This is a genomic window from Flagellimonas sp. B-3, from assembly GCF_056857835.1.
This window is the reverse complement of the sequence record NZ_JBSXNW010000024.1, coordinates 846,391-871,797: the sequence shown is the minus strand read 5'-3', so window position 1 is coordinate 871,797 and position 25,407 is coordinate 846,391. Positions and strand designations below refer to the sequence as shown.

General features: G+C 41.2%; 18 protein-coding genes. 2 read left to right on the top strand and 16 right to left on the bottom strand.

The annotated features are described in order from the left end of the window. Positions 1–10: 10 nt before the first annotated feature. From AC13CS_RS16470 to uvrC, 8 genes are all read right to left on the bottom strand, one after another. Positions 11–448, bottom strand: coding sequence for a hypothetical protein (locus AC13CS_RS16470; protein WP_293165855.1), 438 nt, complete (start codon positions 446–448; stop codon positions 11–13). Positions 449–546: 98 nt separating this feature from the next. After that, positions 547–3,339 carry a TonB-dependent receptor gene (locus AC13CS_RS16465; protein WP_482888895.1) on the bottom strand — a complete coding sequence of 931 codons (2,793 nt, stop codon included), beginning with the start codon at positions 3,337–3,339 and terminating at the stop codon, positions 547–549. A gap of 172 nt (positions 3,340–3,511) precedes the next feature. Beyond that, positions 3,512–5,149 carry a glucose-6-phosphate isomerase gene (gene pgi, locus AC13CS_RS16460; RefSeq protein ID WP_293165859.1) on the bottom strand — a complete coding sequence of 546 codons (1,638 nt, stop codon included), beginning with the start codon at positions 5,147–5,149 and terminating at the stop codon, positions 3,512–3,514. After that, positions 5,149–6,432 (bottom strand): peptidoglycan DD-metalloendopeptidase family protein, encoded by a 1,284-nt coding sequence (locus tag AC13CS_RS16455; protein WP_482888894.1) that lies wholly within the window; start codon positions 6,430–6,432, stop codon positions 5,149–5,151. Before AC13CS_RS16455 ends, pgi begins: the two co-directional genes overlap by 1 nt. 8 nt (positions 6,433–6,440) lie before the next feature. Next, positions 6,441–7,415 carry a tryptophan 2,3-dioxygenase family protein gene (locus AC13CS_RS16450; protein WP_482888893.1) on the bottom strand — a complete coding sequence of 325 codons (975 nt, stop codon included), beginning with the start codon at positions 7,413–7,415 and terminating at the stop codon, positions 6,441–6,443. 11 nt (positions 7,416–7,426) lie between these two features. Further along, positions 7,427–8,209, bottom strand: a complete 783-nt coding sequence (locus AC13CS_RS16445; RefSeq protein WP_482888892.1) for a DUF3108 domain-containing protein — start codon at positions 8,207–8,209, stop codon at positions 7,427–7,429. A gap of 336 nt (positions 8,210–8,545) precedes the next feature. Next, on the bottom strand, positions 8,546–10,813 hold the full coding sequence (locus AC13CS_RS16440) for a patatin-like phospholipase family protein (protein ID WP_482888891.1): 2,268 nt from the start codon (positions 10,811–10,813) through the stop codon (positions 8,546–8,548). 3 nt (positions 10,814–10,816) lie between these two features. Next, positions 10,817–12,610: an excinuclease ABC subunit UvrC gene (uvrC, locus tag AC13CS_RS16435; protein ID WP_482888890.1), complete on the bottom strand. Its 1,794-nt coding sequence runs from the start codon at positions 12,608–12,610 to the stop codon at positions 10,817–10,819. Between the two features lie 476 nt (positions 12,611–13,086). Between uvrC and AC13CS_RS16430 the strand changes: the two genes are divergently transcribed. Further along, on the top strand, positions 13,087–13,650 hold the full coding sequence (locus tag AC13CS_RS16430) for a 5-formyltetrahydrofolate cyclo-ligase (RefSeq protein WP_293165871.1): 564 nt from the start codon (positions 13,087–13,089) through the stop codon (positions 13,648–13,650). On the opposite strand, the gene AC13CS_RS16425 is transcribed toward AC13CS_RS16430, so the two are convergent. From AC13CS_RS16425 to ileS, 4 genes are all read right to left on the bottom strand, one after another. Next, a complete protein-coding gene (locus tag AC13CS_RS16425) occupies positions 13,638–14,288 on the bottom strand; it encodes a lipoprotein signal peptidase (RefSeq protein WP_293165873.1) in 651 nt (216 codons plus the stop codon). The two genes, AC13CS_RS16430 and AC13CS_RS16425, sit on opposite strands and share 13 nt — an antisense overlap. Positions 14,289–14,321: 33 nt before the next feature. Next, entirely contained in the window at positions 14,322–14,882 is a 561-nt protein-coding gene (locus tag AC13CS_RS16420; RefSeq protein ID WP_293165875.1) for a hypothetical protein, read from the bottom strand. Positions 14,883–14,970: 88 nt separating this feature from the next. Beyond that, positions 14,971–15,354: a TraR/DksA family transcriptional regulator gene (locus AC13CS_RS16415; protein ID WP_014032448.1), complete on the bottom strand. Its 384-nt coding sequence runs from the start codon at positions 15,352–15,354 to the stop codon at positions 14,971–14,973. 3 nt (positions 15,355–15,357) lie between these two features. Further along, a complete protein-coding gene (gene ileS / locus AC13CS_RS16410; protein WP_293165877.1) occupies positions 15,358–18,759 on the bottom strand; it encodes an isoleucine--tRNA ligase in 3,402 nt (1,133 codons plus the stop codon). Positions 18,760–18,939: 180 nt separating this feature from the next. Between ileS and AC13CS_RS16405 the strand changes: the two genes are divergently transcribed. Beyond that, positions 18,940–19,254, top strand: coding sequence for a hypothetical protein (locus tag AC13CS_RS16405; RefSeq protein WP_293165879.1), 315 nt, complete (start codon positions 18,940–18,942; stop codon positions 19,252–19,254). Positions 19,255–19,321: 67 nt separating this feature from the next. On the opposite strand, the gene AC13CS_RS16400 is transcribed toward AC13CS_RS16405, so the two are convergent. The 4 genes from AC13CS_RS16400 to AC13CS_RS16385 form a co-directional block, all read right to left on the bottom strand. Further along, positions 19,322–21,742, bottom strand: coding sequence for a TonB-dependent receptor (locus AC13CS_RS16400; protein ID WP_482888889.1), 2,421 nt, complete (start codon positions 21,740–21,742; stop codon positions 19,322–19,324). Between the two features lie 2 nt (positions 21,743–21,744). Further along, positions 21,745–22,464, bottom strand: a complete 720-nt coding sequence (gene recO / locus AC13CS_RS16395; RefSeq protein ID WP_482888888.1) for a DNA repair protein RecO — start codon at positions 22,462–22,464, stop codon at positions 21,745–21,747. 257 nt (positions 22,465–22,721) lie between these two features. Next, entirely contained in the window at positions 22,722–24,062 is a 1,341-nt protein-coding gene (gene gdhA, locus AC13CS_RS16390; RefSeq protein WP_482888887.1) for an NADP-specific glutamate dehydrogenase, read from the bottom strand. A 129-nt stretch (positions 24,063–24,191) separates the two neighbouring features. Beyond that, on the bottom strand, positions 24,192–25,346 hold the full coding sequence (locus AC13CS_RS16385) for a cystathionine gamma-synthase (RefSeq protein ID WP_482888886.1): 1,155 nt from the start codon (positions 25,344–25,346) through the stop codon (positions 24,192–24,194). Between the last annotated feature and the right edge of the window lie 61 nt (positions 25,347–25,407).

The window sequence follows — 25,407 nt, the reverse complement described above, 5'->3', positions numbered from 1 at the left end:
AGGAATGACATCAAGCAAACCACTGCCCCCAAGGAATACGGCTCAAAATCAATAATAGACCAAGGCCATAGAAAATGGAGATGGTCTTGAACTTTTTATTGCTTTCCATGAATTTTTTGTGCCGGGACCAACCAATGGTTATCAAAACCAAGGCTATGATATTGATAAATGGATGCTCCACGGCCAATAAACGTGCTGGCGCATTTAATCCGCCCATTCCCAAAGTTTGAATGGCTTTTAGACCATTACCGGATATAAAGTATAGCAATAGTCCAACCAGTAGCTGAATATGGCTTAAAATAAGTGCAAATAGACTAACACGTAGGTCCTTTTGCATGGTAAAGTCCTTTTTGCCCAACCAGCCTGCTATGGCATTGATTACGGCAATAACTAAAACGGCCAACACCACATAGGCCAAATAAGAGTGTAGGTTCTTGATAATTTCCATTAGGTATAGTTTGTGTGTTTAAAAGTACGGAATTTTGGGCATAAAAAAAGCCCCTCGCTTTAGCGAAGGGCTTTTGATTATTTCTATTTTAAATTGAATTAGAATCTGTAACGAAGACCAAAGTTCCAAGTTCTCCCGAAGCCCCAGAATACATTGTTGGCAACGTTGACCCCATTCCAAGTTTCATCTCCTGCTTCTGCTTCTCTGTTAGAAGTAGACTCTGAAATGTAGATTTCGTCAAAAACGTTGTTTACGTTCAACCTAAGGTTAAGGTACTTGGTTTTCTCTTTACCTAAACTCATGCGATAAGATAAACCAGCATCAAACAAATCGTAAGCAGGCAATTTCAATTGGAAATCGCCACCATCAGGCAATCCATCGCTATTCTCATCTTGGAAAGAAGGTACATCAAATTGAGCGTAAAGATCTGCTGCATGGTACCAGCTTGCATCGAAGAACACGTTTTCAACTGGCTCCACAGTAGCTCCTAATCTCCAAGTAGTCTGCGCAGCATCATCAACTTTCACCCCATCTAATATAATCCTAGATTGACCAACTAGATTTTGTCCTTCATCAAATACATTCGCTGTTGGGTTTCCATTATATGTCCAATCACCTACAGACAACATACCATTAAAAGTCAAGAAAGATGTAGGACGAGCTGTAAAGTCTACCTCAACACCCATGTGCACTTGCTCAATACCATCGTAATTTGCAGTTCCCTGGAACAATAGGTTACCTTGAGGGTCTGTAATATTAACTCCTTCTGAAAGGAATCTGTCCGACCAAGAAGTTCTATACAAGTTTACGTTTGCACTAAAGAACTGACTTCTGAAACCGTATCCTAATTCAACACCAAGTATTTTCTCGTTTTGATAGTTATCATTAATATCATTCACATAGTTTAAGAAAATAGCATCAAAAATTGGTTGCTTTAAGTAATATCCAGCATTAGCAAAAACATTGTGTTTTTCATCAATATTATAGTTTAAACCACCTTTGATGTTCCCTCCTACTATGTTTATCCAATCAGTCTCTTGCTCTGGGTCGGAATCCAAATAGTTGAAATAATCAATTCTTTTGAATCCTTGATTAGAGACACCTCCCTGAAGGAACGCAGAAATCTTTTCTGTTTTATACTCAACTTGTCCGAAAGCACCCAACCAGTTTACTTTTCCATCATTGTAATAATCAATTTTGGTTTCATCGTCCACATTTTTGAAAACATTCCATGTGTTTCCGACAGTTGGCGAATAGGTGTCTGTGGTAAAGTTGTAAGTATTGTTGATGTTATCGTTATCGACATACACATCCGCTCCCAACAAATCAACCAGCCTTCGATAATGAATACCTTTATACATCCTAGCATCAATACCTGCGTCGAAAGACCAATTTTCATTCACATCGTTGTGGAAGTTTATGATGGTGCCATACCAGTTATGGGAATTAATGGATGAACGCTGCGAGATACCGTTCTCAGGTCCATAGATATGATCACCATCTTCAGCAAAACCATAATTGTAATCTCCACCGTTAACATACATTCCTTGAAAGGCAGGATCCCCACCTCCTGTGTAACCTTCCCTTGGACCACCAAAAGCTGAGCTAGACCCTTGGTTCCATGCAACTATTTCATCCATACGGACGTGACCGTTGGCATCCTTAAATGTACTTGAGAAAGACCTATCCCCGTTGATTCTACCGATAGACCCTATAGAACCACCACGACCAAGTGAAGCGTAAACTACAGAGGACAAAGTTGATTGGTTGGAGATTTTCCAATCCCAATTGAACATCGCCTTTGGCTTATGGTAGAAGTTACCAGAGAATGTATCTTCTTTTCCGCTTCTATATCCGTAATCTGAGTTGTAACGTATATTAGGATCTATACCATTATTTCCGTATCTGATGTAGTTGCTGATAGATTCAGCATAACCTCTTTGGAAATGTTCTTGTGGAGCACCAGTTACCATAAATTGGAAATCGTGTTTATCGTTAGGTCTATAACCAATGGCAACAAAGTAGTTGTATGCTTCAAATGGAGTTCCTTGAACATAACCGTCTCCGGCGGTACGGCCAAACAATGCGCTTACAGAAAGTCCATTTTCCATAATTCCAGTATTGTAGCCCATTGTGGTTTTTAAGTAATCGTTGTTACCAACAGTTGCAGCAACAGTACCACCTTCTTGAAGGTCGGCTGCTTTTGTGATAACGTTGATAGTACCACCCACAGATGAGATAGCCAGTTTGGAAGAACCAAGACCTCTTTGTACCTGCATTGCAGAAGTCACATCGGAAAGGCCAGCCCAGTTACTCCAATAAACCCACCCATTTTCCATATCGTTAACAGGAACACCGTTAATCATTACTGCAGTATTTCTTTGATCGAATCCACGAACGTTGATTCTGGAATCACCAAAACCACCACCCTGTTTTGTTACATAAATAGAAGGTGTTGATCTTAAAATCTCAGGAAATTCCTGTGAACCAAGTTTTTCAACAATTTCCGATGCTTTAATTGTGGAAACAGCAACAGGCGTCTCTCTATCTTTTGCAATATCCATTACACCAGTTACAACCACTTCTCCAAGTTGTTCTGCATCTGGCATTAGTACTATGGTACCTATATTGCCTGTAGAAGAGAAAGCGACTTCTTTCCTAAGAAATCCAATGTATGTTACCACCAATGTTCCAGAGCTTTGTTCTACTTCCAAAGTAAAGTTTCCATCAAAATCGGTAGATGTTCCTGTACTGGTCCCTTTAACCATTACAGTTGCTCCTGGCAGTGGTCCGCCCATGTCTCCATCGGTAACCGTTCCAGTAAGAGTTCCTTGTGAAAATGCTATTGCGGAAACAAAAATAGCCACAAAAGCCAAGTAGATTCTTTTCATTTAATTCAGTGTTTAAGTGTTTAATTAGCCCTGCAAATGTGATTCATTTTTGACACTCTGCGATTAAGTCAAAGTTAAAATCGGGCAAATATAGTTAACACTAAATTAACAAATAAAGTTAACTGACAAACAATTGTTTACGGTTTTGTTCCTAATTTGAGAAGATGGCAACCTACTCCTTAAAAAAATGTAAAAGGTTCAATGTGGAACTGTCGTGCTTACCAATTTTTGAATTTTCGATGTCGACCAAAATATTTTTGGCCAATTGCTTGCCCAATTCCACGCCCCATTGATCATAGCTGAAGATATTCCAAACTACGCCCTGAACAAATATCTTATGCTCGTAAAGCGCAATCAATGCGCCAAGGCTTTTGGGCGTAAGCTTTTTAATTAAAATGGTGTTGGTAGGCTTGTTTCCCTCAAAGATTTTGAAAGGAAGCAGTTTTTGAAGTTCTTCACCTGACAAACCTTGGGATTCGAGTTCTTGTTTTACCTCATCGGCGGTTTTCCCGTTCATCAAGGCTTCGGTCTGTGCAAAAAAGTTGGCCATTAATTTATTATGATGGTCCACATCGCCATGCAACGATTCCTTATACCCGATAAAATCTGTTGGAATCAGTTTTGTTCCCTGATGTATCAACTGAAAAAAGGCGTGCTGCGAATTGGTACCTGGTTCTCCCCAAATTATGGTTCCAGTTTCATAGCCTACTTTACTGCCAGACCGATCCATACTTTTTCCATTGCTCTCCATGATACCTTGCTGCAAGTATGCGGAAAAACGGTGCAAGTATTGTGTATAAGGGATAATGGCTTCGGTCTCTGCCCCATAAAAATTATTGTACCAAACACTAATCAATGCCAACATCACCGGTATGTTCTCCTCAAAAGGAGTTTCCTTGAAGTGGATATCCATTTCGTTGGCTCCTTCCAAAAGTGATTCGAAGTTTTCGTAGCCCACTGATAGGGCAATAGACAAGCCAACGGCGCTCCAAAGTGAGAACCTTCCACCGACCCAGTCCCACATAGGGAACACATTATCTTCGGCAATACCAAATTCCTCAATTTTTTCAAGGTTAGTGGACACCGCAACAAAATGGGCAGCTACATCTTTTTCGGATGCACTTTGCAAGAACCACTTTTTAATGGTCAAAGCATTGCTCAAAGTTTCTTGAGTAGTGAACGATTTTGAAACAATCACGAACAATGTGGTCTCCGGATTGAGTTCTTTTAACACTTCGTGGACCAAATCACCATCCACATTGCTTACAAAATGGGTTTTTAAGTCATTCTGATAAAATTTGAGTGCTTCGGTCACCATTACAGGTCCAAGATCCGACCCGCCGATTCCAATATTAACTATGTCGGTAAAAGCTTTGCCTGTATGCCCTTTTCGTTCTCCAGAAATAACAGCTTCCGAAAAGGATTTTATTTTTTCCTTTACTTCAAAAACCTCATCAACAATATATTTTCCATCCACCAAGACCTTATCACCTTTCTTGGCGCGTAAAGCGGTATGCAACACAGCCCTACCTTCGGTTTGGTTGATGAGTTCTCCACCAAAATAACTTTTTATCGCATCTTTTAGTCCCACCTCATCGGCCAGTTCCAAAAGCAACTTCAGGGTTTTATCTGTAAGCCTATTCTTTGAATAGTCCACCAAAAAATCGTTCCAAAGTATAGAAAACTTTTTTCCACGATCTTCTTCTTTAGAAAACAATTCCCTTAAATGTACATCTTTGGTTTCTTGGTAATGTTTTTGGAGTTTTTTCCAGGCTTCTGTTGTGGTAGGGTCGATTGTGGGTAGTGCCATTACTGGGTATATGATATTAAGGTTTCTTCAGGTTCTTCCGGGGTTAGGTCTACAAATTCGACACAGTCCAATTGTTCTTTTAGGGGGGCAATATATGCCATATAATCTGCGCGTAACGAATCTGCAATGGGTTCAGCAGCGGGAAGTTCCTCCTTAAATGGATCCACCTGTCTTCCATTCTTCCAAAAACGGTAACAAACGTGGGGGCCTCCAGTATTTCCCGTCATTCCAATCCAACCAATCACATCACCCTGACGCACAAATTCACCTCTCTTTACATTTTGTGCCTTCATGTGGAGGTATTGGGTGCTGTAGGTACTATTGTGCTTGATCTTCACATATTTTCCGTTGCCGCCCCTTCGGGTCGATTCCGTTACGGTACCATCAGCGGTGGCTACAATTGGCGTTCCTATTGGTGCGGCAAAATCTGTTCCTTTATGGGGCCGTACCTTATAACCATAGTAAGCTATCCTTCTTTTAAGGTTATAGCGAGATGACAAACGATACTTAAATTTAACCGGTGCACGTAAAAAGGTACTGCGTAAGTTATTGGCATCTTGATCAAAGTACTCCAAGATGTTGTTGGTTGCATCTGATATATATGGAAAAGCATAAATGGTTTTTCCTTTGTGCTCAAAATAAGCTGCCTTTATGGAACCTATGCCCGCATAAATACTGTCATTGATATATCGCTCATCAAAAACCACCTTGAACTTGTCTCCTTTGTCCAATCGTCCAAAATCGATGGTCCATGCATATATATCGGAAAGCGCAAAGGTTAGATTGTAATCCACTCCCAAAGTATCAATGGACATGGACAAACTATGATCTATAATTCCTCCTATCTCACGCTCTACCAATGTTACTTTTTTCTTGCTCTTGTAGGCTTTGGTAGAATCGCGGAGGTCTACCACCGTATAGTTTATTTTATCGTTTTGATAGATAAAGACTTCGGCAACCTCGGAAGTGTCCTTGGATTTAAGGATTAGGTAGGGTTTGCCCACCATAATCTTGCGGACATCGAAAGTATCTCGATATTTTTCGGAAATAGCGGCAATTTTTGGGTAATCTACTTTGTTCTTGAGCATAAGCTCACCAAAACTATCGCCACTACGGACAGTATCGTGGACTACATTGAACTCATCCAAATTAAAGCCATAGCGAAGCACTGGAAGTTTTTCTATCGGTTCTGCCTTTGCTACTTCATTAATAACCGGTTCTTTCGTCTGTTTACACGATATGAGCACTGCCAGCGTCAATATCGCCCCAATAATTTTCCGCATTTCTCTTCTTATTCCTTGTATTCTTCTTTTTCGGGATTAAAAACATGATCGACCCATTGTTTGCCCCATGTATCCAACTCTTCTTTGGTATGCAAAGTTGGGAAAAAAATTATTTTCTGGAAACTTGGCGGCAAATAGTCCTTCCAATTAGTGCCTCCAGTTGCCTCCACATCTTGGCCTTCCCTTGCCAAATATCTGTGTGCCGATCCCATGTGCATCAACGGCCAATTTACATTGGCATTCAAATCCAATGTCTTTAACGCAGAAATCAGCTCTTCATTGTTTTTGGATGCATCGGGAAGCTGCAAATATTTATGATATATGGTACTGTTCTTTACCTGATTGGCAATCCGCAAGAGTCTGGGCGTGTATCTTACCTCAAACTGTTTCAGGGTAAGGGTTTTTTCGCCCGTTGCCAAATCGGTTGCTCCTTTTTTCCAATATACGTGTTCAAAAAGTTCTTCTATGCTGTTTTCCGAGGAAAACGATTCCCTTTCGGATGGATGCACCATATTCTCCAACGGGGTTGCGTAGAACTCTATCATCCTGTATTGTGCCGATTGGAATCCACTTGCCGGAAGCAAGGCCATTCGGTAACGTAGGAATTGTTCCCTTTCCATACCCTTTATCATAATACTAAAGGAAGATATAAGGGCCTTGAAGTAACTGTTGATTCTTCGAACTTTTTCTATAAAAAAGGCTACATCCTGGGATTTGTCTTCAACAATCTGTTTTTCTTCATGAAGGATGAGTTTAAAGTACAGCTCCGTAATCTGGTGGTACATGATGAAGATTTCCTCATCTGGAAAATGTGTTCGCGGTACTTGAAGACTGAGCAAGGTATCCAATCGGATATAATCCCAGTAAGTAAGATATCTTTCGTAAAGGAGTCCATCCAAGTAGGAACTTAAGTCCTGCCCTGAGTTTTTGAACTTTTCCTCTAGTTTAATTATTTGGGAAGCGATTTTTGCATCCTTATCCATTAATCTCGATACTAATCCATTATTATTTTAAACTGGTTCTTAAGTCCATTATAGCCATCTAAGTCCGCCTTTAATGATCCTACGGCCAAATCTGCCTTGATCCGAATGGGTATTTTGTTCCAATCGTTGGAAACCCAAAGTGTAAGACTTTCCTTTTCCTTAAAAACTCGACCGGACTGAACCAAGGGTCTAAATTTAAGACATTCTACCTTTCCATACTTGGTCCTAAGGATTTCTTTTCCCAAATATTTTAACTGGAACTTAAAAACCCCGTCATCGTCAAAAAGCATATCCAAATTAATGGATTCTCCTTCTTCAAACTCTTCAAGATTGTAGTTGCTTCTTAAATAATACGAGGCGGAAATCAAATCCTGGATCCCATCATGTATGGCAATGTTCTTTTTTGTATCATTTTTATTGTCAATCAGAATCGCTTTGTCCTTATCGTAATCAAATTCAATTTCTATGTCCTTGGTATAACCGCCTTCATCTATTTTTCGGATAAACTTGTAGGGTTTACCGTGTTCACGGCCAAAATAGCTTTCGTAGGTATCGTCGACCTTAAAAAAGATACTTGCAAATCCTGTGGTCTTGCCTTTCCCCACAACATGATAGACAGGGATATCGTCCAAAGTTTTGGAAGTTAAGTGCAATGTGGCATAACTGGCATTTAGGATGCCATAGTGTATCCTAAATTTTAGCCATTCACCTGGTTTAAAGGCAGGGCGTGAACTTTGACCCATAACGGACATTGACAAAAGAAGCAGTAGTGTAGGTATTATAGTCTTTTTCATTTGCAATTTTATTGGTATAAAATTAGTAAAATCACTTTAGGGGCCATGCTGTTCACATATACTTAAACAAAACTTATTCCAAAATAGTATAAACAAAAAAAGCCCAGTCTCGAGACTGGGCTTTTCCTAAATAACCAACCAAACTTTAAATTATGAAAAACCAATACTTAAAGTTATAAGGGAACCACCCCTTATGTGGGTCAAAGATACGGCAAGCTTTTGTAGGAAAAAGTGTTTTTAACGGACTTTAACTAAACACTTATATTATTGGTTGATTTTACCGGTTTTTTTGACAAATTATTAAGAGAATCAACCTAATTGATCAAGTGATTTATATTAGAACCAATACCCGACACTGAAGAAAATATTGCTTTCACTAATCTCCGGAGACCAAGAATAGTATACTTGAATCGGTCCTAGAAAAGATTCGAAACCATAGCCTACCCCATAACCCGAAAAATTTGGCTCTTTAAACCAATCCCCTGTTCTAAAAAGATCGTCGGCGATATTGGCATAATTTGCAGAAAACAAAAAGTGGTGCTTGTAGGTAAATTCGTAATCCAAACGGCCATATCCTTTAACGTAACTATTGCCTGGCAAGCTAAGAAAATCGTAACCGAAGAAGGGCACAAAATTGTTTACAAAGTCGTTGCCAAAACCTCCCAAAATAAAATCAAACGAGGTTATCTGCGATGTTCCCAGTTTTACGCCTCCATCAGCTTCCAACTGCAGACTCAAATCGTTTAGTATGGGGACAACGCCGCCTAACTTTGCCTTCCCGACAGCAAATTGGCTAAAATTATCGTTGTAATCGGAAGAGAACGCGTAAAAATGAAAGTCTCCATCAAACAAAAGACCCTTGGTAGGGAAGTATTTATCATCGTATGTATCCAGTTTTATTTGGGAATAGGCACTAAAATAATTGGAGTTTTCAAAAGTAGTCCTTTTGTTGGATGCCGACATTGCAACCTCCCCATCTGTATCTATTTGGTTTAGTGTTCGGGTACTATAGTTCAAGAATTTGTGCTCTGCTCCAATGGTAAAGGCAAACTCTTCTTGGAGAACGGTTTGCAGATACACTTGGTTGGTAAGGTCGGTCACATCTATATTGATTCTTTGGATATTGGGATCGTTCGGAACATTAAAGTTGCCTTGAATCAAAGAAAAATCGGTTTCAGCATCAAAATCGGTCAATTTTGAATTTATCCCAAGGCTCCAGTAATAGCCTTTATCCAAATAGTACTGCATGTTGTACCTAATATGGTCGCCCAATATAAAATCAAAGGAAGCCACATCATCCTTCATTAAAAAATTCTTTTTGGTGAGATTGATCAATGCCGCACTTTTATATAGATCATCATAATGGGCGGACATTTTAATGAACATTTTGGTGGGGTTTTCCTTGAGTTTTAGAATCAAGTCCGTACCCAGACCGTTCGATACAAGATCGTACCGGATTGCCTTAAAGTTTCCCGTTGCAGAAAGATTGCTCATTCCTTGCTTTAACTCATCAAACGAAATCTTCTCCGCCAGGTTAAACCTCAACTTACCTTTAATATATCCTCTGGTGTACTGGTCGTTACCTTTAATGATCATCCTGTTAATGGTTAAGCTGTCCACCATCTTTATTCTTTTACGGGGTTTTGGGGCCTCATTTTGACTTTGTGCTATTTGTTTTAGCTCATCCATTTTATTTTGGGCCGCAGCCTCCCCGCTTTTAACAATTTGTTTGCCCTTATCAAAAGCAATAACGGAAAACTCGTCAATGTCCGGCCGGATATACAAATCGGTTTCCTTGGATTTTTTCTTCATATCGTTTACCGTACGATAATTGTTGATCTGGAGCAATATTTCCGTAGCCGAAGAAAGTGATTCCCTTGTGGCCAGATCGTGTTGCACGTCCACCCCAATAATAATGTCTGCCCCCATTGCCTTTACTTGATTTATAGGGTAGTTGTTCACCACGCCGCCATCGATTAAGATCTGTCCATCGATCTCAGCAGGTTCAAAAAGTGAAGGGAATGTCCCACTTGCCACAATGGCCTCGGGCAGATATCCTTTGTCCAGAAGAACCTCTTCCCCAGTTTCTACATTGGTGGCCACACACAAGAAAGGTGTAGGCAATTTTCTGAAATCCTGCACATCCTTTACATGGTACAAGAGCTGAACCAATAGGTTGTATATGTTCTGTCCGCCAGAAATAGCTTGCGGGAAGGTTACCTTAAAATTTTCGAAGGGCAAGGAAAGGGCATAGCGTTCGGAATCCTCTTTCTCGTAAAATGTTTTTGCACTTCGGGGAACATTGTCCTGTATCAAATCGGTAAAATCGGTACTCCTAAAAATGGAATCCAATTGCTGGGCGGAGTAGCCCGATGCGTACAAAGCCCCAACAATGGCCCCCATACTGGTTCCGCCAATATAATCCACTTTAACACCAGCTTCCTCAATAATCTTTAATGCGCCAATATGAGCCAAACCCTTGGCGCCGCCTCCACTTAGTACCAGCCCAACTTTTGGCGACTTTTTGTCTGTAGTGTTTTGGGCCATCCCCACCACACCTAGTAAAGCAATTAAAAGTGTTGTGATTGTTAGTTTTTTTCGCATTGCTTACTTATGAAAAGTTTTATAAATCTTCTTTGCCTTGGACACCCCAACGGAAGCTGTTAAAGTTTCCAGGGACGCTTCTTTGATTCGTTTTACCGATTTAAAGCTTTTTAGTAGTTGCTGGGCGGTTTTTTCTCCTATCCCCTCAATATTAACCAATTCTGAACTAATTGCACCCTTACTCCTTTTGTTCCGGTGATGGGTAATCCCAAACCGGTGTGCCTCGTTTCGGAGCTGTTGGATTATTTTTAAAGTTTCCGACCTTTTGTCCAAATACAACGGTACCGGGTCGTCCGGAAAATAGATTTCTTCCAATCGCTTGGCAATGCCAATAATGGCTATTTTTCCACGTAGCCCCAAAACTTCCAAACTCTTTAACGCCGACGATAATTGCCCTTTTCCTCCATCTATCACAATAAGTTGGGGCAGGGATTCTTCTTCTTCGAGCAACCTTTTGTACCTCCTAAATACTACTTCCTCCATACTGGCAAAGTCGTCCGGTCCCTCCACGGTTTTTATATTGAAGTGACGATATTCTTTTTTTGAGGGTTTTCCGTCCTTAAAAACAACACAGGCCGCAACGGGATTACTACCTTGTATGTTGGAATTATCAAAACACTCAATATGTCGTGGCTCCTCCGAAAGCCTTAAATCCGACTTCATTTGTGCCATGATGCGTTTGGTATGGCGATCTGGATCGGTAATTTTGATTTGCTTCAACCGATCTTGACGGTAAAATCTTGCATTACGTTCGGACAGGTCTAATATCCTGCGTTTATCGCCCAACTTGGGCAGGGTCACCTTTACATCTTCATCCACGGTAACAGGGAATGGCAAATACACTTCCTTGGATTTTGAGTTGAAGCGCTGTCGAATTTCGGTTATGCCCAATTGGAGCAATTCTTCATCGGTTTCATCAAGCTTCTTCTTTATTTCCAAAGTATGTGACCTGATTATGGCTCCGTGGGAAATCTGTAAAAAGTTGACATAGGCATGGGTCTCATCAGAAATAATCGAAAACACATCAACATTGTTGATCTTGGGGTTCACTACGGTGGATTTGGCCTGATAATTTTCCAGAACTTCAATTTTGTCCTTTACACGCTGTGCCTTTTCAAACTCCATTTTCTCGGCAAAATCCTTCATTTGCTGCTTAAAGGTCTGTATGGAGTTTTTTAAGTTTCCTTTTATGATTTGTCTAATGTCCTCTATCTGGTCATGATACTCTTTTTCGCTCTGAAGTCCCTCGCAAGGCCCCAAACAATTGCCCAAATGATAGTCCAAGCACACTTTGTATTTTCCTGCTCCGATCTTTTCTTCGGAAAGGTCGTAGTTGCAGGTACGCAATGGGTACAGGCTCTTTACCAGATCCAGAAGCGTCCTCACCGTTTTCATACTGGTATAGGGGCCAAAGTATTCGGAACCGTCCTTGATCAGTTTTCGTGTGGAAAATACTCTGGGAAAACGTTCGTTTTTAATACAGATCCACGGATAGGATTTATCGTCCTTGAGCAAAACGTTGTATCTGGGCAACAGTTTTTTAATGAGATTGTTCTCCAACAAAAGGGCGTCCGACTCCGTAGGCACCACAATATGTTTAATGGAATGGATCTTCTTTACCAGTACCCGGGTTTTGCCATACTCTTGTTTTTTATTGAAATACGAGGAAACCCTTTTTTTAAGGTTCTTGGCCTTGCCCACATATAAAATCTTTCCATCGGCATCATAAAATTGATAAACTCCAGGATTATTGGGTAGCGAACTTAACTGTACTTCTAAAGATGCTGATTTGGACATAAGTAGTTCTAAAAATGAACTGTTTTTGACTTTATAACAAAGTTATATTTTAATTGCTGTGATAATTGTTAAACTTGATCAATTCCCGTTTTGCATTGATATTTGACCGTTCTCACTTTAGCATGCATCAAAAAGTACACATAATCAGAATTTTGCCTCCTCAAACCCAAACAAGGGTTTTTCCCTAAAAAAACTAAGGAAACCATGCAATTTAACAATTGGGATTGGGTCTGGTTTGTTAAACAGTTGCTAAAAATTGTGCATTTCGTCGATAAAAAGTGCATTTCATGGTAAAATTTTCAATTGTTTTACTTACATTTAACCATATAAATACAATCCAATGGAAAACTATATTATCGTTTTGGGAATGTACTTGATTTTGATGCTTTTCTTCAAAATATTTTTCTCCGTTGCAACCAACAAGGGAGAATAATGTTCCATTGCCCAAAAACAACCCCAAAACCTTCAACAGTTAAATGTTGAAACGTGAACTTAGAAAAAAATACACAAATCTGAGAGCTGAAGTTACTTCTGAACAAGCCTCTGATTTTAGTTTGGCAATGGCCAACAATATACTCCAAATCCCTATCTGGGATTTTTTTTATTACCATATATTTCTAAGCATAGAGGAAAAGAGCGAAGTGGACACTTTGCCTTTGATAACACTTCTCCAAGGAAAGGATAAAAATGTGGTGGTCCCCAAAGTGGTAAGCAGCAATTCCATGGAAAATTATTTGCTCACCGACAATACTTCTTTAAAAAAAAGTGCCTGGGGCGTACCCGAACCTGTGGATGGCATTGAAGTCCCTGAAAATAAAATTGATGTAGTCTTTGTACCCTTATTGGCTTTTGACTCCTTGGGCAACCGGGTGGGATACGGAAAGGGCTTTTACGATACCTTTTTGAACAAATGCCGCAAGGAAACCATAAAAATTGGCTTATCGTTTTTTGAAGCTGAAAATGAACAAATTACCGATGTCCATGAAAACGACGTAAAATTGGACTATTGCGTTACCCCAAAAAAGGTTTATACATTCTGATCGGCAACGGCCTCTTTCTTATCTTCCTCCTTTGGAAATGCTTTTTTATTGAAAACGATCAAAATTCCTACCCCTGTACTTATTGCGGTATCGGCAATGTTGAACACTGGCTCAAAAAAACGAAAACGTTGACCTCCCCATGAGGGAACCCAATCTGGCCATGTGGTATCCACCAAAGGAAAGTAAAGCATGTCCACCACTTTGCCGTGAAACAAACTTCCATAAGGCTCTTCGGCAAAAAGCGTAGCAACTTGTCCGTTGCTATGATCAAAGATAATTCCGTAGAAAACAGAATCGATAATGTTACCTACCGCTCCGGCAAAAATTAGGGAAACCGCCAAAATCAAAGTTTTGGGTGACTGTTTTCTAATAATGTCCCACAACCAATATCCAATTCCAAAAACGGCAAAAATCCTGAATATCGTCAAAACCAGTTTTCCCACTGGCTCGGATATTGGCAGTAAATCACTCAATTTTGTGCCCCAAGCAGCACCTTCATTCTCAATAAAAAGTATTTTGAACCAACTGAAAACCTCATGCGCCTCACCCAATATAAAACTGGTTTTGATATAGATTTTACTGATCTGGTCCACCAATAGGATCAGAATGATGATAATAAGGGACTTCTTTAAATTCATTCTTCTATTAAAAGGATTGCAAAAATATGGATATTATTTTGTTTTGGTTAAGAAGATGTCTCCTTCTATCGTCTTCAGAACAAATTGATTGTGACCAAAGGGTATTGTTTCCTTCTCTACTTTTCCGTAAGTGCTCTCCGCAACAATATCTCCACTCGGTGCAGTTACCATAATATCCCCTTTTTGGGTGGTTACCTTAACAGATTCGGAAACATTCTCCAAGGTACAGCGCCCATCGGACAAGGTAACGTTCAAATCTTCATATTTACCCGAGACATACAAATTGGTATTGGTTCCAAATACATCCACACTTTTATATTCGGGAACACTAATTTCCAAAGCTATGGAAACAACTTTGTGCGCACTGAGTTTGTCGTTGGGGTTTATAAAAAGGGGTTGAAAGCCAGCGCTTATCATAGCGGTGATCCCACTTTGCTCAATGGATATCAATAAATCTTTAGCATATTCCCCCTCCATACTTGCAGCGACTTGGACCTCATCGGACGATGTGGTCTTTAAATCAATTCGGTAGCAATATTGGGCATCAATTTGAATGGTTGCTGTTCGCGGACCAATAAAGGCTTTCCTTACCAATTTTTGCCCGTGAACATGCACGAGCGTAAAAAAAACGAACAAAAACAATAGTGCCCTCATAAATAAAAAACGCCCGAAGGCGTTTCAATTACTTCTGCATGTTCTTCGCCTCAATGCTCAAAGTAGCATGGGGCACAAGCTTTAATCGCTCCTTGTTGATGAGCTTTCCGGTAACCCTGCAAACACCGTATGTCTTGTTCTCAATTCTTAACAGCGCATTTTTAAGGTCGCGGATAAACTTCTCCTGACGGATGGCCAATTGGGTGTTCGCTTCCTTGCTCATGGTCTCAGAGCCTTCCTCAAATGCTTTAAACGTTGGTGAAGTATCATCTGTACCGTTGTTACCATCGTTCATGTAGGAGCTCTTTAAAAGTTCCAAGTGTTTCTTGGCCTTCTCTATTTTTTCCTCTATCAAAGCCCTGAATTCTGCAAGGTCCTTGTCGGAATATCTTACTGTTGAATCTTCTGCCATTTTCTAATGTTTTTGAATAAACAATTTTGTATTCACTTCATCAAAGGCAATTGCTATACCTTCTTCAAGTTTTTCTTCAAAGTTGAGCTCAGCGGTCAAAGTTTCCGTTTTGATGTAATCCTCGTTACTGGAAACCGCATTCTCCACAAAGCCGTCCTTCAATATCTTAATATCAATTTTATCAGTCACCTCAAACCCTGATTCCTTTCGAAGATTCTGGATTCGGTTCACTAGCTCTCTCGCAATACCTTCTTTTCTTAAGGTTTCATCTATAGTAACATCCAGCGCTACGGTCAATGGACCGGAACTAGCAACTAACCAACCTTCAATATCTTGAGAACTAATATCTACATCGGTTAACTGTAAATTAACGGTTTTATTTTCCAACTGTAGCAATAATTCTCCCTCGCGTTCCATTTTTTGTATGTCCTCTTGGCCCAATTTTGATACTCCGGCAGCAATTGCTTTCATATCCTTACCAAATTTTGGGCCCAAAACCTTAAAGTTGGGTTTTATTTGTTTTACAAGAACTCCTGAAGCATCGTCCAACATCTCGATTTCCTTCACATTTACTTCGGATTTCACCAAATTGGAAACGGCTTCAATATCACTCCTTTGCTCATCATCCAAAACTGGAATCATGATTTTTTGAAGCGGTTGGCGTACCTTTATTTTCTCCTTCTGACGGATGGAGAGTACCAAAGATGAAATTTTTTGGGCCAACTGCATTTTACGCTCCAAGTCCTTGTTCACCATATTGGCATCAAAAACAGGGAATTCTGCTAAATGTACACTCTCAAAACCATCTTTTTTAGTCGTCGCATCCAAATCCCGGTACAATTGATCCATAAAGAAAGGAGCAATAGGGGCCGATAGTTTGGCTACTGTGGACAAGCAAGTGTAAAGGGTCTGGTAAGCCGAAATTTTATCCTGTTGGTAATCGCCTTTCCAGAAACGTCTTCTGCTCAAACGAACATACCAGTTGCTCAAATTCTCCTGAACGTAATCGGAAATCATCCTGGCAGCACGGGTAGCTTCGTAATCACCGTAGGCTTCGTCCACATTTTTGATCAAGGTATGGAGTTCGGACAAGATCCATTGGTCTATTTCTGGCCTCTCCTTCAACGGAATATCAGCCTCGGAATAATCAAATTCATCAATGTTGGCATAAAGTGCCATAAAGGAGTAGGTGTTGTAGAGCGTTCCAAAGAACTTTCTCTTTACCTCAGCAACGCCTTCAATATCAAACTTAAGATTGTCCCAAGGGTTGGCGTTGGAGATCATGTACCAACGTGTAGCGTCCGGGCCGTGCTCTGGCAACACCTCAAAAGGATCTACCGCATTGCCCAATCGTTTGGACATTTTTTTGCCTTCCTTATCCAAAACAAGCCCGTTGGAGACTACATTTTTGTAGGCAATGCTATCAAAAACCATGGTGGCGATTGCATGCAGGGTATAGAACCAACCTCGGGTCTGATCCACACCTTCAGCGATAAAATTGGCCGGAAATGCAATTCCGTCATCAATGAGTTCCTTGTTCTCAAAAGGATAGTGCCATTGGGCGTAGGGCATGGAACCACTATCAAACCAAACATCGATAAGGTCTGCTTCGCGCTTCATGGGCTGTCCGGATGGGGAAACCAAAGTGATGCCATCCACTATATTTTTATGCAGGTCGATTTTATCGTAGTTGGACTCGCTCATATCACCCACTACAAAATCCTCAAAAACATCTTTCTCCAACACACCCGCCTCAACGGCTTTGGCCATTTCTGATTTCAATTCTTCCACGGAACCAATCATTAGTTCCTCCTTGCCATCTTCGGTGCGCCAAATGGGCAGTGGAATACCCCAGTATCGTGATCGGGATAGGTTCCAGTCGTTCGCATTGGCCAACCAGTTTCCAAAACGACCTTCGCCAGTGGATTTTGGTTTCCAGTTGATGGTCTGGTTTAGCTCGAACATACGGTCTTTTACATCCGTTACTTTGATAAACCAGGAGTTCAACGGATAATATAGAATGGGTTTGTCCGTACGCCAGCAGTTCGGATAGCTGTGCACGTATTTTTCAACCTTAAAGGCCTTATTTTCTGTTTTTAGTTTGATGGCAATCTCAACATCAACAGACTTTTCGGGCACTTCGCCCTCATCATAGTATTCGTTCTTTACATATTTGCCGCCAAACTCTTTCAATTCAGGTCTAAATCTCCCTTGCAGGTCCACCAACGGAACTGGATTGTCATTTTCGTCCAAGACCAGCATCGGAGGCACTTCTGGTGTGGCCTGTTTTGCCACCAAAGCATCATCCGCACCAAAGGTGGGCGCGGTATGCACAATTCCCGTACCATCTTCGGTGGTTACAAAATCTCCGGAAATTATTCTGAAGGCATTCTCAGGATTTTGGTAAGGTTGCACATAATCAATCAACTGCTCGTACCGGATGCCTACCAAATCCTTGCCCACAAAAGTTTCGCCTACAAAATATGGAATCTTTTTGTCACCTTCCTTGAATGATTTCAGTTCTTCCTCAGTCTCCACTTGGGTAAACTTTCCAGAAAAGTTATAGTTCACCAAGTTTTTGGCCACTACCACATTGATTGGCTCGAATGTATATTGGTTGTATGATTTTACAAGGACATAATCAATTTTTGGCCCAACGGTCAATGCCGTATTCGATGGAAGCGTCCAAGGCGTGGTCGTCCATGCCAAAAAGTAAATATCCCCATCAACTTTCTTCAAAAATTCTGGAAGTGAATCGGTTTTGGCCTTGAACTGGGCCGTTACCGTGGTATCCGTCACATCTTGATATGTTCCGGGTTGATTCAATTCGTGGGAACTTAATCCCGTACCCGCCTTTGGCGAATATGGCTGTATGGTGTAGCCTTTATAGATAAGCCCTTTGTTGTAAATCTGTTTGAGCAACCACCAAACGGACTCCATGTACTTGGGCTTGTAGGTGATGTACGGATCATCCATATCCACCCAATACCCTACTTTTTCGGTCATCTCGTTCCAAACGTCCGTGTAACGCATTACCGCTTTTTTACAAGCTGCGTTGTACTCTTCTACCGATATTTTCTTTCCAATATCCTCTTTGGTGATGCCCAGTTCCTTTTCCACTCCGATTTCCACAGGTAGGCCGTGGGTGTCCCATCCCGCTTTTCTTTTAACCTGAAACCCTTTCATGGTTTTGTACCTTGGGAATATATCCTTAATGGTACGTGCCATCACGTGATGAATCCCCGGCATTCCGTTTGCGGACGGTGGGCCTTCGTAAAACACGTAGCTCTCCTTGCCTTCCCTCGTGGAAACGCTCTTTTCAAAAATCTGTTTGTCCTTCCAAAAGTCAAGAATTTCTTCAGATACTTTTGGCAAATCCAATCCCTTATGTTCCGCAAACTTCATATACTGCTTCTTCTACTAGAATTCAAGTTTGCAAAATTATAAATTTAGATGGAATTACACCCTCCCTTTTTGCATTAGAATTCACTTAATTCCCTTAACCTAAATATGATAAGCACCAAATCAATTCTTAACATAAATTTCCTTATATTGATTCCTCATTAACACTTAACCATATATATCATGAAAAAAGTACTAATTGCCGCAATGGCACTGACCTTGTCCATGTCTGTTATGACTTCTTGTAGGGACACTAAGGACAAAACCGAGGAGGCTTCGGAAGAAGCTGCAAAAAGCTTGGAGGAGGCTGGTGAGGATTTAGAGAAGGCCGCCGAAGATGCTTCCGACGCCATGAAAGAAGCTGGCGAAGATGCCAAAGAAATGGGCGAAAAGGCCCTGGACAGCATTAAAAAAGCTGGTGAAGAAACCATAGATGCTGCAAAAGAGGCTGGCGAAGATGTAAAAGAAGCTGCGAAAAAAGCTATTGATAGCATCTAGCTTTATGCTAACTCAAGACGAAATCTCAACAAAAAAAGGAGGCTCGGAAATTTCCGAGCCTTTATCTTTAAAACGCATACCCTAATCCTACAACCAAATTGGTTCCCGGGGCGGTTATACCGGATGAGTACATTCGGTATCTTTGGTTTGTCATGTTTTCCAGACTCACAGATGCCTTTAAAGCATTGGTTATTTGATATTGCGACCTAAAATTTAAAGTGTACCATGATGGCGAATAGGGGTTCCCGTTGGCATCGCTCGCATACATATAGGTTTTGCCCTGTTCGGAAATCGCCAAATCATCGTTACTTACCTCTCCGTTATAGTTGACGAATACATCTGCTTTTAACTTTTGATTTTCCCAAATCAAATGTACATCGCCAAAAGTGGGCGCGGCGTGGCGGGATGGGCTATCGGTTCCATCATCGTCCTCTTCAATTCCTTTTGTTAAGGTTAAATTGGTGTTTAAGGAAAGATGTTCGTTAAAATAGGCTTCCAATCCAAACTCAAAACCATACACATAGGCCTTGGCTGCATTTTGTATTGCCTGCACATTGCTTGGTTCTCCATTGTACTCAATTTCGGTTTGCCCACCGAAGGTGAAATCTCTTCGCACTAAAGCATCGACCAAGTAAGTGTAGTAAGTGGCACCTTTTAAAACCAAAACATCATTAAAGTTTTTTCTGAGCCCCAGCTCGCCATTGTAGGCATATTCGGGTTCCAAATCGGGGTTGGGCACTACTACCGAGCCAGGTTCGGAGTCAAATATTTTTCCGATATCATCAATATTGGGTGCTCTAAACCCGGTAGATCCGTTCAAAGTGACCTGTAAATCGGACCTTGGGAACCAGCTAAGCCCCAAACTTCCGGTAAGGGCTCCGGTTACAATATCTGCCTCATCAAAAGGAAAGGGGTAATAGGTGGTATCGAAAATAGCATCTACCCAAACTTGGCTATACCGGATTCCCGATAATAAAGTAAGGTTAGGCTTTAATTGATACTCTCCATTTATATACCCGGCCAAGGTTTGCCATGTGGAACCATCGGGATATCTTGAAGCTGTTTCCGCTACTTCATCCGTTTCAATATTTTGCATGCTTCCTTTGGAATCGACCTTGTTGAAAACATACTCGGCGCCATAATACAAATGCAAGTTTCCTATTTTCTTGTTTTCAAAATCCAAGTTTACGGATAGGGCATCTACTTTCTCCCTGGTTGAATAAAGTTCAGGGTCTTGAAAGCCCCTGTCGTGCCTACTTTCTTCAAAAAATTGATAGGCCGTGGTCAGTTTTACCCCGTCATAGAATTTGTTTTTTCCTTTTTGGGTGATTTGAAAATTTCCCATGAACCATTTTTGTGGGCCATAGTACCATTCTGCCGAACGAAGCCCCTCACCATCGTTGGTTGGACGAATCAATCTGTCATACCTTGGAAAATCCGATGTTTCGGAATAATACAATCCCAAATCGTAGTTCCAAGTGCTATTGGGTTTATAGGTGAACTTTTGTAGCAGATTGACCTGGTCGTATCCTGAACCCACTTGTTTTTTAGGTTCATCATTCGCAACCAAAACATCGGTTCCGTTCTCACGAACCACATAATTGTTTCGCAAATAGGATTCAGGCCCGTGCTTGCCCATCTTCAGATCATCAAAATTGTTGTAGGTAAAGCTGGTGTAGGATGCCCACTTTTGCTTTCCAAAATTAAAATCAATGTGGGCGGTGTTCTCATTATTGGCGGTCGAATATCGGTAGTTCACATTTGCAGAAAAAGCGAGGCTATCTGTAAAAGAAAAACGTGGCTTTTGTGTGTAAAAATTCATTACACCTCCAATGGCATCACTACCGTAGATTACCGAACCCGGACCAAAGGTCACCTCTGTTTTTTTGATGGTGAACGGGTCAATGGATATCACATTTTGAAGGTTTCCGCCTCGGAATATGGCATTGTTCATTCGAACTCCATCTACGGACAATAGTATTCTGTTGGTGGCAAACCCCCTGATCATGGGGCTGCCGCCACCCAATTGACTTTTTTGCACAAATACTTTTCCGCTATGCTGCAAAAGGTCTGCGGAGGTTTGGGGGTTTGCAAACGCTATACTACGGGCATCAAAAGTTTCAATTTTTTGAGGGATGTGTTTTTTCTGCTGCTCCCATTTGGAGACGGACATCACTACTTCTTGAAGTTCTTCTGTTTTTAGGTGGAGATAAACTCGGTTGCCGCGCCTTTCTATTTGATTTTTGGTAGTGATATAGGTTTCATAACTAATGTGTTTAAAAGTGATTTTTTCATCAGACGAAAAAATATCGAGTTCACTTTTTCCATTGAAATCTGTTACCGTAGTCTTACTCTGATCTTTGTTGAAAATCGCAATGTTGTCCACTGGCACTCCAGTATCTGCATCCAAAACGGTTACTTCTTGGGCATAAAATGTTAGGGTGAAAAATAGAAGAATTAGAGGTAAGGTTGATTTTAGGTTTTGCATTGTTAGGTAAATACTACATTTAATACGGCGAGGGATTTTGGTTCCCGAAATCCATATACATGTAAGCGGAAATACTGGACTACCGTTTTTAAGAGTTCTCGCCTGTTCGACTTAGTTAGTTGTATTCCTTGTAGTGCCTCAAAATTCGTGCCTAAAAATTTCTTAAAGTTTTCCAGATTTTCATTCTGAATCAAGGGATTAAGCGATGGCTCATTACAGAAATGGCCTTCCAAAAGATCAAAAAATGGCGAGTTTTGGTAAGAAGTGTCTGGATAGAAGCCCAAATACTTGGTAAGATTGAGCAAAAACAGGATGTGAAAATTAGGCGAGAGCTTATGTGCATCCATCCAATGGAGGGCATACTCCAAATAATTGAAAAGACCTTCATCCTGCTCTTGTTCCTGAATACTGTTTCCCAACATTTCAGCCAAAAATAGCACCACACTGTTCTTTACAACATCGGTGTGCATGGTTTGGTAAGGAATGGCCACCCTAACGTCGCGGATACTTTCCAAAGTACCCTTGTTTTTATGGTTGGCCACAATCTCCAACTGCATTAGAGGAAGAAAATAAGCAGGTCTAATTTTAGCCTTTTTGGAAGCGAGAACTCCTTTTAGCAAATACGATTTTACCCCATCGGACTGTGTAAAGGCCCTAACAATAAGGCTGGTGTCCCCATATTTTAGGGAAGAGAGAACAATGGCCTTTGTTGTGATTTGCATAGGCTAAAAAAAAGCAGTTACCAGAAGTGTAAATGTAGCCACTACTTCTGGTAACTGCCAATCTAAAATTATTTTGGTAACCGGATTAATGTCCCACTCTGGGCATGGGCGAAAATCCCTCGCCTTAAGGCGAGGACTTCTGTTTGTTTTTATTTCACGCTTGTCCCCACCTAACCTCCCCAAAGGGGAGGAACTGTTCTCCCCTCCGTTGGAGGGGTTGGGGGAGGACTCTTTAGTTGCCTTTAGGCAAAGGTAGTTTAAATCACCCCTTGGGCCAGCATAGCATCTGCAACCTTAACAAAGCCAGCAATATTGGCTCCTTTTACATAGTTGCAATACCCGTCTTCCTCTCCATATTCCACACAAGAGTCATGGATATCGGCCATAATTCCTTTCAGTCGTTTGTCCACTTCTTCCCTTGTCCAACTAATACGAAGTGAGTTCTGGCTCATTTCCAATCCTGAAGTGGCTACACCACCTGCGTTTGAGGCTTTACCTGGTGCAAACAGAATTTTAGCATCGTGGAATGCATGGATGGCCTCTGGGGTAGAAGGCATATTTGCACCTTCTGCCACGGCAATACATCCGTTTTTGATCAATGTTGCAGCCGCGTCACCATCCAATTCGTTTTGGGTGGCACATGGCAATGCGATATCACAAGCAATCTTCCATGGTACTTCTCCTTTGTGGAATTCTGCCGATGGATATTTATCTGCATACTCGGAAATTCTTCCTCGTTTGTTATTTTTTAAGTCCATCACAAAGGCCAGTTTTTCAGCATCAATACCGTCCTTATCATAAATGAATCCTCCTGAATCAGAAAGTGTTAATACGGTACCTCCAAGTTGCAATACTTTTTCAGCAGCATATTGCGCCACGTTACCGGAACCTGAAATCACCACTTTTTTACCTTCAAAAGTCTCGTTTCTGGTTTTGAGCATGCTATCGGCAAAGTAAACCGTACCATAACCGGTTGCTTCAGGACGAATCAAGGAGCCTCCCCAAGAAAGTCCTTTACCTGTTAACACGCCGGTAAATTCGTTACGTATTTTCTTGTACATCCCGAACAGGAACCCAATTTCACGGGCACCTACGCCTATATCCCCTGCTGGAATATCGGTATTTGGACCAATGTGTCTGCACAGCTCGGTCATAAAAGCATGGCAAAAACGCATGATCTCATCGTCCGACTTGCCCTTAGGGTCAAAATCGGAACCCCCTTTACCTCCACCCATGGGCAAGGTTGTCAAACTATTTTTGAAAACTTGTTCAAAAGCCAAGAACTTAAGCACACTGGCGTTTACGGTCGGGTGAAAACGAAGTCCCCCTTTGTACGGCCCAATGGCCGAGTTCATTTGCACACGGTAGCCACGGTTTACATGGATTTCGCCATCATCATCTATCCATGCCACACGGAATGAAATCAATCGCTCAGGTTCTACCATTCGCAATAGAATGTTTTTACCGTGGTATATGTCGTTCTGTGCTATGTAAGGTATCACGGTTTCCGCAACCTCTTGCACGGCTTGTATGAACTCGGGCTCATGACCATTTCTGGCAATTACCTCATCCATAAACGCTTTTATTTTTGCTTCCATATATTGGGTTAAAATTAATTGTCTTTCCGCTCGCGAAAAGTGTTTTTTTATTGAATTATGAATTTGAGGGCAAAATTATATTATTTCAATAATTTGAATATATCTATTTTATAAATTTTTCAAAAAATGTTATTTCAAGGCCTGATCCAAATCTGCAATCAAATCTTCTACATCCTCAATGCCTACGCTAAGCCTGATCAGGGCATCGAACACACCATTTTTTTCTCGTTCTTCCTTTGGAATACTACCGTGCGACATACTCGCCGGATGTCCCACTAAACTTTCGACACCTCCTAACGATTCAGCTAGGGTAAATATTTGAAGGTTCTCCACAATTTTGATGGCATTCTCATAGTTACCGCCCTTGGGCACAAAAGAAATCATCCCGCCAAAGCCCCTCATTTGATTTTTGGCTACCTCGTGGTTCGGATGGTATTCAAAACCAGGCCAGTACACCTTATCGATTTTAGGATGATTCTCCAAATATTTGGCAATCAATTCCCCATTCTCGCAATGTCGTTGCATGCGCACGTGAAGGGTTTTGATACCACGAAGGGTCAAAAAACTATCCATAGGACCACAAATACCTCCGCTGGATTTCTGGATAAAATAGAGTTGCTCGGCCAATTTTTCATCCTTTACCGCCAAAGCCCCGACCACTACATCGCTATGTCCGGCCAAGTATTTAGTGGCAGAATGCATCACTATATCTGCACCGAGCTTCAAAGGTTGTTGCAAGTAAGGTGTGGCAAATGTGTTGTCCACCGCTAACAGCAACTTATGCGATTTCGTGATTTCTGAAACGGCTTTAATATCAATAATGTTCATCATGGGGTTGGTAGGCGTTTCCACCCACACCAGTTTGGTATTTTTATTGATTTGCGAAGCTAGTTCCTTTATATCCGTCATTTCCGAAAAGCGAAACTTGATTCCATATTTTTCATACACTCCTTTAAAGAGTCGATAGCTGCCTCCGTATAAATCACTTGTGCAAATTACCTCATCACCTGGGCCCAACAGCTTCATCACGGCATCTATAGCGGCCATTCCACTGCCGAAAGCCATACCAAAATTGCCGTTTTCCAAGCTGGCCACCGCATTTTCCAAAGCAGTTCTCGTAGGATTTGCCCCTCTGGAATATTCGTATCCTTTATGCCCTCCAGGAGTGGATTGCGCATAGGTAGAGGTTTGATAAATGGGAGGCATTACCGCACCATAGGCTTTATCGGGCTGCTGCCCACCGTGAATGGCCCTACTGTTGAACTTTAACTCTTTTTTGCTCATGCCAAAACTATCTTACTACAAATGTATCGTTATCTTTCCGAAGTATTATTTTTGATGACCC

What these genes read in the sequence shown, in the direction of transcription:
- AC13CS_RS16470 (WP_293165855.1), bottom strand. Translation starts at nt 448, where the DNA reads ATGGAAATTATCAAGAACCTACACTCTTATTTGGCCTATGTGGTGTTG.
- AC13CS_RS16450 (WP_482888893.1), bottom strand. Translation starts at nt 7,415, where the DNA reads ATGGATAAGGATGCAAAAATCGCTTCCCAAATAATTAAACTAGAGGAA.
- AC13CS_RS16445 (WP_482888892.1), bottom strand. Translation starts at nt 8,209, where the DNA reads ATGAAAAAGACTATAATACCTACACTACTGCTTCTTTTGTCAATGTCC.
- ileS (WP_293165877.1), bottom strand. Translation starts at nt 18,759, where the DNA reads ATGAAGTTTGCGGAACATAAGGGATTGGATTTGCCAAAAGTATCTGAA.
- AC13CS_RS16405 (WP_293165879.1), top strand. Translation starts at nt 18,940, where the DNA reads ATGAAAAAAGTACTAATTGCCGCAATGGCACTGACCTTGTCCATGTCT.
- AC13CS_RS16425 (WP_293165873.1), bottom strand. Translation starts at nt 14,288, where the DNA reads ATGAATTTAAAGAAGTCCCTTATTATCATCATTCTGATCCTATTGGTG.
- AC13CS_RS16400 (WP_482888889.1), bottom strand. Translation starts at nt 21,742, where the DNA reads ATGCAAAACCTAAAATCAACCTTACCTCTAATTCTTCTATTTTTCACC.
- AC13CS_RS16415 (WP_014032448.1), bottom strand. Translation starts at nt 15,354, where the DNA reads ATGGCAGAAGATTCAACAGTAAGATATTCCGACAAGGACCTTGCAGAA.
- uvrC (WP_482888890.1), bottom strand. Translation starts at nt 12,610, where the DNA reads ATGTCCAAATCAGCATCTTTAGAAGTACAGTTAAGTTCGCTACCCAAT.
- AC13CS_RS16465 (WP_482888895.1), bottom strand. Translation starts at nt 3,339, where the DNA reads ATGAAAAGAATCTACTTGGCTTTTGTGGCTATTTTTGTTTCCGCAATA.
- AC13CS_RS16430 (WP_293165871.1), top strand. Translation starts at nt 13,087, where the DNA reads ATGTTGAAACGTGAACTTAGAAAAAAATACACAAATCTGAGAGCTGAA.
- AC13CS_RS16440 (WP_482888891.1), bottom strand. Translation starts at nt 10,813, where the DNA reads ATGCGAAAAAAACTAACAATCACAACACTTTTAATTGCTTTACTAGGT.
- pgi (WP_293165859.1), bottom strand. Translation starts at nt 5,149, where the DNA reads ATGGCACTACCCACAATCGACCCTACCACAACAGAAGCCTGGAAAAAA.
- AC13CS_RS16385 (WP_482888886.1), bottom strand. Translation starts at nt 25,346, where the DNA reads ATGAGCAAAAAAGAGTTAAAGTTCAACAGTAGGGCCATTCACGGTGGG.
- AC13CS_RS16455 (WP_482888894.1), bottom strand. Translation starts at nt 6,432, where the DNA reads ATGCGGAAAATTATTGGGGCGATATTGACGCTGGCAGTGCTCATATCG.
- recO (WP_482888888.1), bottom strand. Translation starts at nt 22,464, where the DNA reads ATGCAAATCACAACAAAGGCCATTGTTCTCTCTTCCCTAAAATATGGG.
- gdhA (WP_482888887.1), bottom strand. Translation starts at nt 24,062, where the DNA reads ATGGAAGCAAAAATAAAAGCGTTTATGGATGAGGTAATTGCCAGAAAT.